This is a genomic window from Vibrio sp. 10N.239.312.D08 (assembly GCF_041466145.1).
Classification (GTDB): domain Bacteria; phylum Pseudomonadota; class Gammaproteobacteria; order Enterobacterales; family Vibrionaceae; genus Vibrio; species Vibrio crassostreae_C.
The window spans coordinates 106,603-121,464 of the sequence record NZ_JBFSSD010000013.1; the positions used below are offsets into that span (position 1 = coordinate 106,603).

General features: G+C 42.9%; 13 protein-coding genes and 1 pseudogene. 11 read left to right on the forward strand and 3 right to left on the reverse strand.

Features of this window, described 5'->3' with window-relative positions; all coding sequences use genetic code 11:
- Nucleotides 1-10: 10 nt before the first annotated feature.
- Nucleotides 11-1,360, reverse strand: coding sequence for a sensor histidine kinase (locus AB6D58_RS09575; protein WP_372157116.1), 1,350 nt, complete (start codon nt 1,358-1,360; stop codon nt 11-13).
- A complete protein-coding gene (locus AB6D58_RS09580; RefSeq protein ID WP_017060591.1) occupies nt 1,353-2,042 on the reverse strand; it encodes a response regulator transcription factor in 690 nt (229 codons plus the stop codon). Before AB6D58_RS09580 ends, AB6D58_RS09575 begins: the two co-directional genes overlap by 8 nt.
- Nucleotides 2,043-2,224: 182 nt before the next feature.
- On the opposite strand from AB6D58_RS09580, the pseudogene AB6D58_RS09585 reads away from it, so the two are divergent.
- From AB6D58_RS09585 to AB6D58_RS09625, 9 genes and pseudogenes are all read left to right on the forward strand, one after another.
- A pseudogene (locus tag AB6D58_RS09585) lies at nt 2,225-3,613 on the forward strand (putative bifunctional diguanylate cyclase/phosphodiesterase); the annotation flags it as partial.
- Nucleotides 3,614-3,863: 250 nt separating this feature from the next.
- Nucleotides 3,864-4,343 (forward strand): type II secretion system protein, encoded by a 480-nt coding sequence (locus AB6D58_RS09590; RefSeq protein WP_017060589.1) that lies wholly within the window; start codon nt 3,864-3,866, stop codon nt 4,341-4,343.
- Nucleotides 4,344-5,178: 835 nt separating this feature from the next.
- Nucleotides 5,179-6,924 carry an EAL domain-containing protein gene (locus AB6D58_RS09595; RefSeq protein WP_372157118.1) on the forward strand — a complete coding sequence of 582 codons (1,746 nt, stop codon included), beginning with the start codon at nt 5,179-5,181 and terminating at the stop codon, nt 6,922-6,924.
- A gap of 223 nt (nt 6,925-7,147) precedes the next feature.
- Complete coding sequence (locus AB6D58_RS09600) at nt 7,148-7,519, forward strand: GntR family transcriptional regulator (RefSeq protein WP_017060587.1); 372 nt, start codon at nt 7,148-7,150, stop codon at nt 7,517-7,519.
- Entirely contained in the window at nt 7,516-8,370 is an 855-nt protein-coding gene (locus AB6D58_RS09605; RefSeq protein ID WP_372098817.1) for an ABC transporter ATP-binding protein, read from the forward strand. Before AB6D58_RS09600 ends, AB6D58_RS09605 begins: the two co-directional genes overlap by 4 nt.
- Nucleotides 8,370-9,227 (forward strand): hypothetical protein, encoded by an 858-nt coding sequence (locus tag AB6D58_RS09610; protein ID WP_372157120.1) that lies wholly within the window; start codon nt 8,370-8,372, stop codon nt 9,225-9,227. Before AB6D58_RS09605 ends, AB6D58_RS09610 begins: the two co-directional genes overlap by 1 nt.
- A gap of 928 nt (nt 9,228-10,155) precedes the next feature.
- Nucleotides 10,156-10,443: a putative quinol monooxygenase gene (locus tag AB6D58_RS09615; RefSeq protein WP_017060584.1), complete on the forward strand. Its 288-nt coding sequence runs from the start codon at nt 10,156-10,158 to the stop codon at nt 10,441-10,443.
- Entirely contained in the window at nt 10,443-10,997 is a 555-nt protein-coding gene (locus tag AB6D58_RS09620) for a nucleotidyltransferase family protein (protein WP_372101046.1), read from the forward strand. The genes AB6D58_RS09615 and AB6D58_RS09620 overlap by 1 nt, the downstream gene beginning before the upstream one ends.
- A gap of 155 nt (nt 10,998-11,152) precedes the next feature.
- Nucleotides 11,153-11,590, forward strand: coding sequence for a bifunctional diaminohydroxyphosphoribosylaminopyrimidine deaminase/5-amino-6-(5-phosphoribosylamino)uracil reductase RibD (locus AB6D58_RS09625; RefSeq protein ID WP_102428769.1), 438 nt, complete (start codon nt 11,153-11,155; stop codon nt 11,588-11,590).
- Nucleotides 11,591-11,607: 17 nt separating this feature from the next.
- Here the strand turns inward: AB6D58_RS09625 and AB6D58_RS09630 are convergent, their stop codons facing one another.
- Complete coding sequence (locus AB6D58_RS09630) at nt 11,608-12,060, reverse strand: NUDIX pyrophosphatase (RefSeq protein WP_372157121.1); 453 nt, start codon at nt 12,058-12,060, stop codon at nt 11,608-11,610.
- Between the two features lie 291 nt (nt 12,061-12,351).
- On the opposite strand from AB6D58_RS09630, the gene AB6D58_RS09635 reads away from it, so the two are divergent.
- Both AB6D58_RS09635 and AB6D58_RS09640 read left to right on the forward strand, forming a co-directional pair.
- The gene (locus AB6D58_RS09635) at nt 12,352-14,064 is read left to right on the forward strand and encodes a pseudouridine synthase (RefSeq protein ID WP_372157123.1); all 1,713 of its coding nucleotides are present in this window, start codon (nt 12,352-12,354) and stop codon (nt 14,062-14,064) included.
- A 155-nt stretch (nt 14,065-14,219) separates the two neighbouring features.
- The gene (locus tag AB6D58_RS09640) at nt 14,220-14,600 is read left to right on the forward strand and encodes a hypothetical protein (protein WP_017060579.1); all 381 of its coding nucleotides are present in this window, start codon (nt 14,220-14,222) and stop codon (nt 14,598-14,600) included.
- Nucleotides 14,601-14,862 lie beyond the last annotated feature (262 nt).

Here is a 14,862-nt window from a genome sequence, read left to right on the forward strand (position 1 = left end):
AAGCTACAGTTTATGCGATCTTAGGAATCACGATACTGAACTTGGCACCACCATGGTTGCTGTCGTCGATTTTGATATCCCAAGAAAGTTTTTTAGCCGCCGATAGAGCAATCGCGAGGCCCAACCCCAATCCACCGTTGGTCGACGTTCTGCTTGAGTCTAGTCGAGAGAACGGAAGGAATACCTCATCACGCTTATTCTCCGGTATTCCAGAACCATTGTCTTCAATCACCACCAGCCAGTTTTCTGAGTTCTCATCCAGCGTCATCCACACTTTGTCTTGTGTGTAATTAACCGCATTCTTGAGAACGTTATCGAACACCAAGCGTGCCATTGAGCAATCACACTTAATCTTGCACTCTAGCTGTACCTTAGATTCAAAGGTGGCATTGTCTAGTTTCGAGTAACGAATTCGGTCTAGGCAATACTCACGAAGATCGGAGGTCACTTTAACGAGCTCAAAGAAAGAGTTATCCATGACATTCAACTTCGACAGCATGATGATTTCTGACGTGAGCTCGTTGATATCCTCAATGTAGGTATCAATGTCATCGAAAAGAACCTGATGATTATCGGGGGCTCCCCTTCTTAGGATATCGGTCGCCAGTTGAATACGACTTAGCGGAGTTCGTACTTCGTGTGGGATAGCTTGAGCGAAAATATGACTTTGTTTTACTTTGCTTTCGATCTCTTCAGCCATGAAGTTAAAACTGCTGGCCAAATCAGAAACAGGATGGATGTCGTCCATGTCAGATCGAGTACTAAGCTTGCCCTTACCAAACTGTTTCTGCTTCTCGACGAGCAACTCTATTCTTTCTTGAAAACGCCTCACAGGTAAGTAAACACTTGCTCCAATCGCCACAATCACAGCCAACAACAGCCCTAACAAAAAGTGTCGTTCTGAGTCTTCGTACCATTCAATGTCAGGAGAGAAAAAGTCCCCTACCTCACTGAAGCCAAAACTGAATTTAGAGTTTGGTAGCTGAAACACGGTCGAATAGAGGTTGTCATCACTTAGATATATCGGCACACCGTTTAAGGTTGTGTATAACTCACATTGTTGGCAAGGCGCCTCGCCCGACCAATTCTCCAACAGGCGTAAATTGAAGATATAAAATTGTTGGTAGCCTGTTCTATCGAGCTCTTTATAGAGTGAGTTTTCTTGATTGTGTTGACGAACATACTGCTCCGCAAAGTAGATGCCATCATTGAGGAAGGTTTCGATCTCGGTGCGTCGCATGTACCCCTCACCAAGGTTCAAGAACAAAAATATCGTTGCCGACATCCCAGTCACAATCCCAAGGTATAAGCGAGCAAACATCGAAACCGAGCGAAGCTTCGTAGCAATGAACTTACGCAACCAGCATGTACCCCTTGTTGCGAACCGTACGAATCAACTGTTTGTCTTTTGCGTGAATGCGCAGCTTTCGGCGTAACCCAGACACGCGCATATCAATCGAGCGGTCGTTGAACGCGTAATCTATCCCTCTAAATAACTGACAGCACTGGTCTCGAGTCACGACCTGACAGATGTTATTAACGAGAAGGTTTAAGATTTCAAATTCAGCAGAAGTAAGCTTGAGGTTTTGGCCGTAGAGCGTGGCACTTTGAGCAGAGCTGTTGATTACAATATCGCACTGTTTTTCAGCCGTAGTTTCTTGCGCAGTTTTTACGGGAGTCGCTCGACGCAATAACGCTTCAATTCGCGCTAACAAGGCATGGCCACGAATCGGTTTGGCAACGTAATCGTCCGCACCAAATTTAAACAAGCTGACCTCGCTCATTTCATCGGCGGAAGCCGTTAGCACTAAAATCATTCCATTGTAAAACTCACGGGCTTGACGGCAAATTTGCGCGCCGCTCATCCCTGGAAGCATCAAGTCCAACAGCACTAAATCAGGTTCAATACTACGGATCGCTTCAAGTGCCAAGTTCCCTTCATGAACAACGCTAACATTGTAACCTTCAGCTTCGAGGTAAAGCGTCGTTAGACGAGCTATCTCTTGGTCATCTTCAACAATGAGCACTTTGGTTTTCGACATTCCTATCACCAGTATTTATTAAAAGCGAAGGCAGTATATATACTGGTCATAGATCATCAATATTGGAATCAGAGCCCTACATTTACCGTACGCAAAACATAGTAATCACTTTTGTACATACACGTTTACAGAATAGAGAACCAACAACCGGTGCGCCTTGGTTTATCAAGGTTTCCTCCTTCAGAGCACACCATTTTGATGTGCAAGGAAAGTGGCTCTTTGATAAAAGCGAACTGCTGCTAAACCTAACCTGTACAACAAAGCAAAAAGAGAAGCTGATAAAAGCCAGATACAACGCAGAACACGACTGTTTAACGGAGCTTTATAATCGCCGTGGGATCAGCAACCTTCTAGAAACCAGCATTGCCTATCGCTCACCGTTTGAATTGATGTTTGTCGACCTTGATGGCTTCAAATTAGTTAATGACACTTATGGGCACACTGTCGGAGACCAACGACTCAAACAGGTTGGTGAACGCCTTAAACAGTTGGTTGATGAGAAATGCATGATAGGGCGATTTGGTGGCGACGAATTCATTGTGATTGCCCACACCTGCCGAAATCAAAATATCCCACTACTTTGCTCTCGCATCATTGATGCCTTAAACCGAAGTTTCCATATCAGAGGCATCGGCAGTTTATCTGTCGGTTGCAGCATAGGTACCGCGCATTTCCCTGATAACGCGGTTGACCAAGAAACATTGCTAAAGCAAGCGGGTATGGCGATGCATCTTGCAAAAGCGAATGGTCGAAACCGCTTCCAAACGTTTACCCCAGACTTAGCACAAACCCTGCATCGCAAAGTAGAGATCCGCCATCGACTGGCACGCGCCATAGAAAACGACGATCTCAACCTTCACTATCAACCGATCATGAACACCAACAGCGACAAGGTGAAAGGGTTTGAAGCCTTGCTTCGATGGTCAGACAAAGAGCTAGGTAACATAGACCCTGATGAGTTTATTAGCTTAGCGGAGGAGACGGGGCAGATTGTACCGCTCGGGAAATGGGTTCTGAACTCTGCACTCAAACAGCTATCGATATGGCAACGTGAGTTTGATAGTGAGTTGATGATGAGTATCAATATTTCGAGTATTCAGATGCACGCGACCTTTGCCGAGCAGCTATTAGCAATGTTGAACTTCTACAATATCCAACCTCAAAGCATCGCCCTTGAGATCACCGAATCTTCCATGATCTTCAAGCATGGTGAAGTCAGGCAAGCGTTAAGCGATATTTCTAAATTGGGCGTAGAGCTTCACCTTGATGACTTTGGCACAGGCTACTCGTCACTGTCGATGTTGCATGACTTACCGATTAGCACCGTGAAACTCGATAAAAGCTTCGTCCACGGTTCACACAAAGGGAGCAAAGCGATTGTCCAAGCCACCCATGCTATCTGTGAAAAATTGGGGCTAAAAGTGGTTGCTGAAGGTGTCGAAACCGAAACGCATAAAGCGTTCTTAATCGATTGTGGATACCAGTATCTTCAGGGATTTTTATTTAGTAAACCAATTCCCTCAAATGAAGTCGAAAGTCAGTTTTTGAATGGTCGACAATCCTACAATTAAAGACTTATTTATCAATAAATTAAGTCGTTTGAATGCTTCCTAAACAATCGGCTGCTGTGGGTGTGTACGCTTACGTATGCTTACATAGCGTTTAACAGTAAGAGGAAATAATTAAGCTATTGTTTATAAAGAAAATTACTTAGAAATTCACACAATAAAACACCAAACCATTATACCCACTAACTGTAATGACTTTGGTATTTAGATTACCCTCATTCCGTCCCTTTAGCAGAGCAAATAATCGGTAACCATGAACAGACAAAACGGCTTCACTCTTTTAGAACTCATCATCTCTGTATTAATTTTAGCGATCGTTTCGGCGACAGCTATGGTCAAGTTCTTAGACGTTCAAGGAAGTGCTCGGGCGAGTAAAATACATGATGTGGCTGGTAACCTTCGCACGGGTATCGATATGATCTACGCGAAGTCAGCGATTGCTGGCGTTGAGGATGAGTGCAACTATGTTGAAAAGACGGAGATTGAGACCTACTACGTTTGTCATGGTTACCCAATCGCCTATGTTGACTCACTAAGAAGACTGCTCAATATCGACGCAACAGAGCTTCATGTCATCAACAAAGAAGTAGACTCTGGCAGCAATGCAGAAAGAGTAGCCGCCATCTCTTTCGACACCGAAAACTACACCTATTCGCCAGAAGGAGACTTTTGTCAGGTGCTTTATCAGCCAGAAAAAGAACCACAGATCGTGGTGCTTGATGGTGCATGTTAAATACTCAACGATTGCACGCTTCCATAGTTAACACAAAGCCACCGCAACAGATCTTTGAATATCATGTGGTTACGCTAACATTTGCTCAAAAATAACACTAATTGATCTAACTTGTTGCTGCTTATACTTTTAGGCAGTGCTCATGGTATAACACCAACCTCATTCATATCTTATTTTCATCACTAGCCGATTAATATTTACATAGACACATATTTGATACATATGTCAATAATAATTCCATTAAAATTCTTTAATCAACACATCATGATAAAAATCATCCTTTCCCTATTTTAAATATCTCACCTTAAAGTTTAATTATTTAAATTTCGTAACAGAATAAATTAAAGTCAATCATTCAACAAATATAATTAATTCTATCATTGATTACTTTAATTAAATCACCAAAACAATACGCCACATAAATTATATTAATATCACATAAAATGACATAATTTAATTTTATAATGAAAAATTCTGATAAATCTCACACATCGATAAACCGAATGAATACCATCAGAAGCTACATTAGAAACCTCTAAATCCAGTCGCTAAACCTACCGCGTAGAAGCTGTGAAATGGATAAATACCAAAACAAATGGATAAATCCCCCTTACCCCTTGTAAATCATTGGCTTTCATTTATAAATTCAACTTTTGGGTGAACATCTCCATAACCTTTCATTAAAGCCCAAATTCTGCGATTAGTATCAACATCTTGAGATAAAATGGTGACATTTTGGTTATATTATTTAGATCGAACTCTTGTGTTGAATGAAAATCCCAGCCATCACATATCCATCACACAAATATAATAACTATCGCTTAGGAGTTAAGCTATGCACTGTTCTTTCAATATAAATAACAATAATGAGAGCTTGCAACTGATCTACAATGAAGAAAAAATATACATAAAAAGAGACAGTAATAAGATATCAGAGGAAACTCTTAATAGTAAAGAGAGTTTTGTTTTCAAATACCTTATTGAACACTCATCAATATCTAACCCTCAATCTGCACGAGATGTTGAAGAGTCTTTTAAATTACATTTTGATGAAGAGTTTAGTTTGTATGCATTAAAAAACATCATCGCCTCAATAAGAAAGAAGTATCGAAACTTATGTAAAAAAGCAAAGATAGATAATAATAGCGAGCTTATCTCTAACCTTTATAAAGTGGGTTACTTCATCGATCTCGATAAGAGCTCTACAAACTGCGTCGCACCAAAGTACGACATCAATCAATTCAAGCCCAGTCAGATAGAAATGTTGAAAATGATGTTCAACACCTATCATAGAGAACTGATTAAGGCTCTGATAACCGTGTTCACCATCTCTTCATTTTTCCTCTTCGTTGTCTACTTTTTCCAAATCCTTTATACGACGAAGATTGCGAATGAATACAGTGAGAACACCAAACACATTGCCGCAGAAGTCATGGACTACAGTTGCGATAGCCACGGGGCTGTGCACTCGCTAAGGCACTCGCTCAACCTTGATTCTGTCGTCATGACCACACCTTATGACTCCTGCTATATCTCTAAAACACGTTCTAAGATGATAGAGCTCAATCAATTAGACGACTTCTACGATAGTGCTGACTTTGCCTATTCACGCTTCATGGATACCGAGCACGACATTGAGATGGTTGCTCGAATATCTAAACGATCTATCGAAGCTCGATACAAGAACTCACTATTGCCTCTATTAGTCGATTCGATTTCCATCCAGAAGAATGGTTACCACATCTTAAACCTTGGCGAAGAGAGTAAATCTATCTATCAAACCCCCCTACCAACGGGTGCAACCATCACCTTCTACAGTGACGACATTGTTGCACTATGGATTGCGCTTTCTCTGATACTCGCCACCCTGCTTTATCGCTCCTATATTCTGGGTTTCGTGATCTACCTGTTTCGTTGGAAACACATCTCCTTTGAAGAAGAGCCGATCATCAACACCGAAGACAACTGCGTTCTCTACTACGAGTTGTTATCTCGTGTGCGTAACGTTGGCGTTTTAAGCTTCATCAACACCATGAGACGCACCAATTTACTCACCTTTCATACTATTTTACTCATCGAGACAGTCAGAAAAGCGAAGTTAAACAACAGCCATGAGATCTATGGTGTCAACGTGTGTCCGAGTGCTTTGGTAGGGTCGAACTTCGCAAGGCTCAGAGAGCATTTAGCCGCGATGGAAGCGAATGAGTTTGTCGTAGAGATTACTGAATATTCGAACATTGGCTATGGGTGTGAGGTTATCGATAACATTAAGGATATCAAAAAGCTTGGTATCACTATCGCTCTGGATGACTTTGGTACGGGCAATAACAACATCGAAATCATCAATGTTATCTCTCCGGCCTATCTAAAACTGGATCGTTGCTTTGTTAAGGATATCGAGTCAGGAGAGCATCATCAGGGTGTATTGCTCAATATCTCGGAGATTGGACGCCTATCAAATATCACAATGATTTATGAAGGTGTCGAGACGCGTAGGCAGCAATATATCTTGTGTCAGTTAGGCTACAACTTACATCAAGGTTACCTATATAGCCGGCCTAATGACTCAAAGGAGCAATAGGCCCAGCCTAATAGAAATCTTGATCAGCAACCATTCCCTATTCAAATAATCATCGCTTATACAGCTGCTTGAGAGCCCACAAGGATGTAGGCTTCAAGTGCCCTCCCCACCAAACGTGCTTTATCTAAATATAAAAATACCCGATGCACTTTCATAAAATCCTTGCCAACTCGAATAAATAGGTTAGTGTTATACACATATATATCACCATGCAGTTTTAATTATGACCGAATGGAAAGACGACCAGCCGATCTTTAGGCAGCTTGCCGCCAAGATCAGTGACCAAATTCTTCAGGGTGTTTGGCTAGAACTACAAGCATTGCCCTCTGTGCGTGCGGTTGCCGCCGATCTCAAGATCAACCACCTTACTGTCATGAAAAGCTACCAGTTACTGGTGGATGAAGGCTTGGTAGAGAAAAAACGCGGCCAAGGCATGTATGTGGCCGAAGGGGCACTTCAAAAATTGAAAGAGTCCGCACACCAATCATTCATCAACACACAGATCCCAGCCATCGCTGAGACGCTAAGCATCATTGATATGAGTGTCGAAGAACTCGTGAAACAGCTAGCACAACATATAAAGGACAAGTCATGAGTACGTTACTTTCCGTGAAAAACGTAACCAAAACCTATTCAAATCAAGTGGGTGTCGAGAACATCAGCTTTGAGTTAAAACCGGGGCAAGTGCTTGGACTGCTGGGCCATAATGGCGCAGGGAAATCGACACTGATCAAATCACTGCTTGGTGGACACAGCTATCAAGGTGAGATAGAGGTTAATGGCTACCACCCTATCCACCAGCATGCAGAACTCATGCTGCACTTGTCGTACATTTCAGATGTTAACGTGTTACCCGAGTGGATGACCGTTAAGCAACTGCTTAGATACACCCAAGGTGTACACCCTAGCTTCAACAAGCAAAAAGCAGAACAGACGCTAAGCAGCACCAACATCAAGCTCTCTTCGACTATCAAGCAGCTTTCTAAGGGAATGAAGGTACAACTTCACCTTGCGATCATCATCGCGACTGACACCCAAGTGTTGATCTTAGATGAGCCTACAATTGGCCTAGATTTACTGTACCGCGATACTTTTTATCGCCATCTACTTGAGTGGTTCCACGACGGCGAACGCGCCATGATCATTGCAAGCCATGAGGTTTCAGAGATTGAACATTTATTAACGGATGTTCTGATTTTAAAACAAGGCCATTGTGTGCTGCAAAAGAGCATGGAAGACATCGAAAATGACTATTTCATTATCGAAGTCGCAAATAACCATTCAAGCGAGATACAGAAACTCAACCCACTGACCTCGCAATCAGGCCTGGGCACCACTAAGTGGTTATTGGAAGGTCAATACAAAGCGCAGGTTGAATCACTGGGTAACATCTATAACGTTGGTCTCGCAGATCTATTCCTTGCAACACAGACGGAGAAGGCATAATGCATCCAAGTTTTTACATGCTAGAAAAAGAACTCATCGAGCACAAAATTAACACTCGATTGCCTCTGTTTGTCGCGTTATGTGGTTTCTTACTGTTCGTTAGTCTGTTCTTCAATGGCGCAGCGCAGCATGAGTTTTTCTTCGAAATGCAAGTGAACGGTGACGTGAGCGACATCCACAGAGAGTTCGCACAAGACCTCAACTCAGTGATCTACTTTGGCGCGGGCCTTATTTCACTGATCCTATCAACGCTTTACATCCCTAAAACGCTGCGTAAAGAGCGCCAAGAAGGCAGTTCGATGTTTTGGAGAAGTATGCCGGTATCTAACGCAATGACTCACGGTGTGAAACTCGGCTTCGGTTTAGTGGTGATTCCGGCTATCTGTGCATTGTTAGTACTGTTCGCAGATTTTCTATTCTGGATATTGAACGTCTCAAGTGAACAACAACTGGCGCTATTGGTTGAACAACAATCTCTGTTTTATGTGCTGAGCAACTGGGTCGCGTTTTTTGGACGAATGATGTTAGTTGCACTGGTTTTATTGCCACTGGCAACCGTCACTCTAGCGATTTCGCAGCTGGTAAACTCTCCATTGCTTGTCATTTTCATCTCAAGCTATGCGATTAAGTTCCTCTCTGTCGCAGTGTTTGGGTTCTATGGCATCAATGACTTCCTATCTCTCATCGCGTCATTACCAATGAATGTACTCATAGCAAGCAACCCATTAAGTGCGATTGCAGAAGCGCCGATTTTATCTTTAGGTATTTACGCACTGATCGGTGTTGGTGGCTATCTACTGAGCCTAAAGCTAAATAGAACGGACGATGTGAGCTTAAAGACGCTGTTCCAACGTTAGAGTCTATCCTAAGCACGAGCCTTTATCGGGCAGTCACATCAGATATCAAAATCTAAATCAAAGCTTCTGAGAAATCGGGAGCTTTTTTATTATCAAGACGTTAACGAGTACAGGGATGCGATAACAAGGAACAAGGAACAAGGAACGAGCTTTAGTTTGGGGTAACAGGTTTAACAAACGAAGATAAACTTAGAGGAGGTATTAATGAGCTGACATTGAATGCATTGTTGTTAATGCCTGCCAGCTCTTTGGGGATGATTTCGTTAGTCGCCGACCAGATGAAGGTCCTTGAGAGTGCTAATGAAATCGGTTTGTTGCGTTTTACATTTGATTAAGCTTTTCAGCTTTATAAAGCTTTACGATTTAAAGCTTATTTCTTTGATGCTTCTTTTGACGTGTCTTTCCAGTATTGGATACGAACGCGATGAAGCTGTGCTCTTCTCATTTTTTTCATAAGGGATATTTCCTTTTCTTTAACTGCTCTTCATGAGCTATTTTTATTGCCAACTATTCGAATCTAACGGTGTTTGATGCCCAGATCAATGATACAAATCACAAAATATATAGAGTTTTGAGTACCATTTACATCAAAGTACGACCTAGATATCAACTATGGCTCAAATCAATCCTATGAGCCGCTGTTCAAAATTAAGGTTAGTTCTCTCAGATGACAAATTCATTTCAGTATCAATACAGTTCAATGATACTAATTTAATAGACCGGACCAACGCGGATTTAGTTCCAACGTCTTATTTTTTATTGCTCACATCGCCCCTAAAGTTACGCTGTAACCAACGATGTATTCAATGTGAACAATTAATCGCCACATTAGCCTATACGTTACAACATCAAAATGGGATTATGTTTGTAACGGATAGAGCTTTTGATAGAAAAAAGCCGTAATGGACCAAATTAAATAGACGTAATTATGAGTAAAGTAATTCTGCAAGGGCATATTCTAGTGCCAGACAACGACCTAGAAGCAGTGACACATGCCTTGGTTGTGCACAAAGAACTGACACTAGAAGAACCTGGTTGTATTGTGTTTCGAGTCAGTCAAAGCACGCTTCAACCTAATCGCTTTGAAGTGTATGAAGAATTCACTAGCCGAGAAGCATTCGAAATGCACCAACAGCGAGTAAAAGCCTCTGAATGGGGTGAAATCTCCCAGAACGTGACACGTCATTACCAAGTCACTGATGTTCCGACATCATAATGATACATCCGCTAGCCAAACGCATCGTCACGTTGATCAAACAAGATCCCTTACGAATGAAGGTTTTAGACTGTGTCGCTCAGTTGGATTTGCCGCAGTGTTATGTCGCTGCGGGCTTTGTGAGAAACCTCGTTTGGGATCACCAGCATGGTTATGCCTCCCCGACTCCATTCAATGATATTGATGTGATCTACTTTGATCCCATTGATACCTCTTACGAATCGGATCTTAGATACGAGGCTCAGCTTAAACAACGGTTACCCGAACTGAATTGGCAAGTTCGCAATCAAGCCTACATGCACACTAGAAATGGGGATGAACGTTACCAAGGCTCATTGGATGCGATGAGTTACTGGCCAGAGAAAGAAACCGCCGTCGCCGTGAAACAAAGCCTCCATGGAAACATCGAGTGTATTTCTGCCTTTGGCTTAGAGAGTTTGTTTGATTTGCAAATCACACCCAATCCAAAGCGTAGCCGAGATATCTTTGATCAAAGAGTGCAATCCAAAGGTTGGCTAACCCAGTGGCCCAAGTTAACGATGAGTCACAGTTAACTAGCAGTCGAATTCAAACGCTAAAACCATTGACTAAAAGTCCAATCAGATCGAACATGCCCCACTTATTAGCTTATTAAGTTAGTAATCAACCAACTCATCAACCACGCGTGGCGACTAGCTGCTACGCTCTCTCGTCATACTGAGTAACGACCATGAACCAACAATACATGCTGCAAGCACTCGAAGCTTCGCGCCAAGCCTTACCTGATTGCCAACCAAACCCGCCAGTAGGGTGTGTTTTGGTGAAAGACGATAAGGTGGTGTCTGTTGGATACACGCAAAAAGTCGGCGGAAACCACGCCGAGGTTGAAGCACTCAATAACTATAACGACAAAACGGACGGAACAATGGAAGGGGTTACCGCTTACGTAACTTTAGAGCCATGTTCGTTTGTCGGCAGAACACCCGCTTGCGCTAATACATTGGTTAAAGCAGGTGTAAAACACGTAGTCGTGGCGATGCTAGACCCAGACCCTCGTAATAATGGTCGTGGAGTTGCCATCCTTGAATCGCACGGCGTGAAGGTGGATGTGGGGTTATGCCAAGCGCAAGTGAGCGCCTTTTTAACCCCTTACCTTGGTAAGTCCTAGATCTTAAACAGCCAGTATTAGTTCAATTTCACTCGGTAAAGCGGATTGACTGGCTTATCGACAAAATACGACCAGATATGATCATAGACGGCATGTTGGTTAGGGAACGGCGCTAACGCTTTTGCCTCTTCTAAATTGCACCAACGGTAGTCTGTGTGTTCATCATTTAGTTCAATCACTTGGTTGGGCGAGCATAGCACTGCAAACACGGGGATTAGCTGAATCACATTCACGTGCGCCTCATAAAACTGCTCCAGAAACTGCGCGTTATACAAAGCTTCCACTTTAATTTGGGTCTCTTCTTCAAACTCGCGCACGATAGCCTGCCAGCCTGTTTCTCCCGCTTCAATCGAGCCTGCGACATGACACCAAAACTCACCTTTAACACGCTTCATTAATAGCATTTTCATTTGTCCGTCGATCTCTGAAATAGCGACACCGGAAACAATCGAAGTATTGAGTGGAATCATAACGTTACCTTAGTTTTCATAAGAGGGCAGCAAGGCTACCACCCTTGGTTTGTTAAATTGTCTTCTATGATTAAAAACGAGAAGTTACTCATCAATTAATGGTGTTCAAGCTATAACTCATGGGTTCAGTATTAACCGTCTCGCTTAGCTATCCAGTAATAGAACCATTTCTTATTTGAGGCGCTTTTCGATAAAGAGTAGAATCGCCGCCTTGTACTGTGTTTAACGTCTCTAAACATACACAGTAGACTCACAACCATTTATCACCACGATATAAGTATTAATACGACTATGCACTCATCAAAACCAACGCACGACTCAGAAAACAGCCACACACCTGAGCATTGCTTCACTCGTTTTCAACAGCCGATCGAGTCATATTCGTTGCCTGAGCGTTTCACATTCCCGTTCTACTACGAACCGCACCCACTGTGTGAAATCGCTTCTCATCAGCTTCAACAATATCTAGAAACTCAAACCGACTGGCAGCATGACTTCGGACTGAATTCTGACGCTGGGCGCGGCAAAATGTTTGGTGTGTTATTGGTGAAAAGCCCTGAAGGTGAATTGGGGTACTTCTCTGCTTTTTCAGGGAAAATCGCCGACCAAAACCTACTGCCTCACTTTGTACCGCCCGTGTTCGACATGCTCAGCAGCGACAGCTTTTTCCATCAAGACACAGCCGACATGATGGCTGTCAACGCTGAGTTTAAAGCGCTGCAAGCAAATACTGAATACCTTGAATTGTGCGAGCAACTGGCACAGCAAAAAGCGCAAGCCGAGCAAGAGATTGAAGCTCAACGTCTATTGATTATTGAAGGCCGAAAAACGCGTAAAGAACAACGTGAACAAGGTAAAGAAAACCTTGATGAGCAAGCTTTCGAACAGCTAAATAATGAGCTAAACAAAGCCAGTGTTGCCGACAAGAACCAGCAGAAGTACCTAAAACTTAACTGGGAACAGACCCTGCAAGTGTTGCAAGCTAAAGTTGATGTGTTCAACACTCAACTGGCTGAGCTAAAAGAGCAAAGAGCACACATTTCTCATCAGCTTCAACACAAGTTGTTTTCACAATACGCTTTCCAAAATGCGGAAGGAAACGTTGAAGACCTTAACCAAATCTTTGAAAACACGCCAAACAAGATACCACCAGCTGGCTCTGGTGAATGCGCTGCGCCTAAATTGCTGCAATACGCGTACTTACATGGTTACACGCCACTGGCATTGGCTGAATTTTGGTGGGGCCGCTCTCCAAAGTCGGAAATCCGCAAGCACAAGAAATACTACGCTTCTTGTCAGAGTAAATGTGTGCCGATTTTAGGCCATATGATGAAAGGCCTAGAAGTCGATCCAAACCCATTGCTAGAGAACCCAGCAGAAGGCAAAGAGCTGGATATTCTGTTCCAAGATGAGCACATCGTGGTAGTACACAAGCCAGCAGGTTTTCTATCCGTGCCGGGTAAAACCATCAAAGATTCCGCCTACACACGTGTTCAAGAAATGCATCCCGATGTTGAAGGCCCATTTGTGATTCATCGCTTAGACATGGCGACCTCTGGCATTCTAATCTTCGCTCTCACACGACGTGCGAACAAGAGCTTACAGAAGCAGTTCATTACTCGTGAAGTCGAAAAGCGTTACGTGGCAATGATTGAAGGCGTTCTAACAGAAAATGAAGGCTATGTTCGACTGCCATTGCGTGGTGATTTGTATGACCGCCCTCGTCAAATTGTCTGCTTCGAACACGGCAAGCCAGCAGAAACCAAATGGGAAGTGATTGAGCGAAACGGGCAAACCACTAAGGTTTACCTGCATCCTAAAACAGGGCGTACACACCAGTTGCGTGTTCACTGTTCACACCAAGAAGGCCTTAACATGCCTATCGTCGGTGACGGCTTGTATGGCAATAAAGCCGACCGATTGCACTTACACGCAGAAAGACTTGCGCTGCACCACCCAGTCACCAAAGAGTGGATGGAATTCCAGTTCGACGCTGAATTCTAAAATCTCTCATTAGTAGCGAGCTTTGATAAGGAGTCACAACCGCTTGTGGCTCCTACCTCTTTTGGGTATATCTCCACGCTTATTGCACTACATCAAGATTCACTTTGTTGTGAAGAGTAGCATGCCCACCTTCTTCTCTCCTTGAGGCCTTTGATATGTCATCAGCTGCTTTGAATTTACAACCTAACAAACTGACTTCCCCATTAATTGCAACTCAAGCACCAAGCTTGAAGCCAATTACATCCAAAAAGCCAGACTTAAACTCGGCAATGCTTAACTTAATTGAAGAAGTTAAAAACGAACTCCCACTTTACGAGTCAGAGACGTTTATCTGTGGTCCAAAAGGAAATTGCTCGGGTTGCTCTAAGAAACTACTTGAGATGGTCGACAGCGAGTTAATGTATTGGGAGCACAGTATTTCCATTGGCCAAGGCCCTAACTTCGAAGAACTGCGCCGCTTTGGTAAACTATGCAGCAGCGTTCGACGTGGTTTAGAGCGTAACGGTTTAGTCGAAAAACGCCCAAAGAAAAGATAACAAGCCAAGTCGATAATCATTACAATGTGTCGCTGGCGATTACAAGCTACCCTGATTGGGCTGGAAACCTATATTTACATGCTTATATTTCAGATCCGACATTGCATTAAATTACCCATACAAAACGAGAGAAAAGTCACAATGTGGCGTTAATTTCGTATCAAAATAGCACACGGTAACCGATATTACCGCCACTTAATCACACGCCTATAGAACCAAGAATGTTTCGCTCCATTTTTACTTTTTTGATACTTATTTTTAG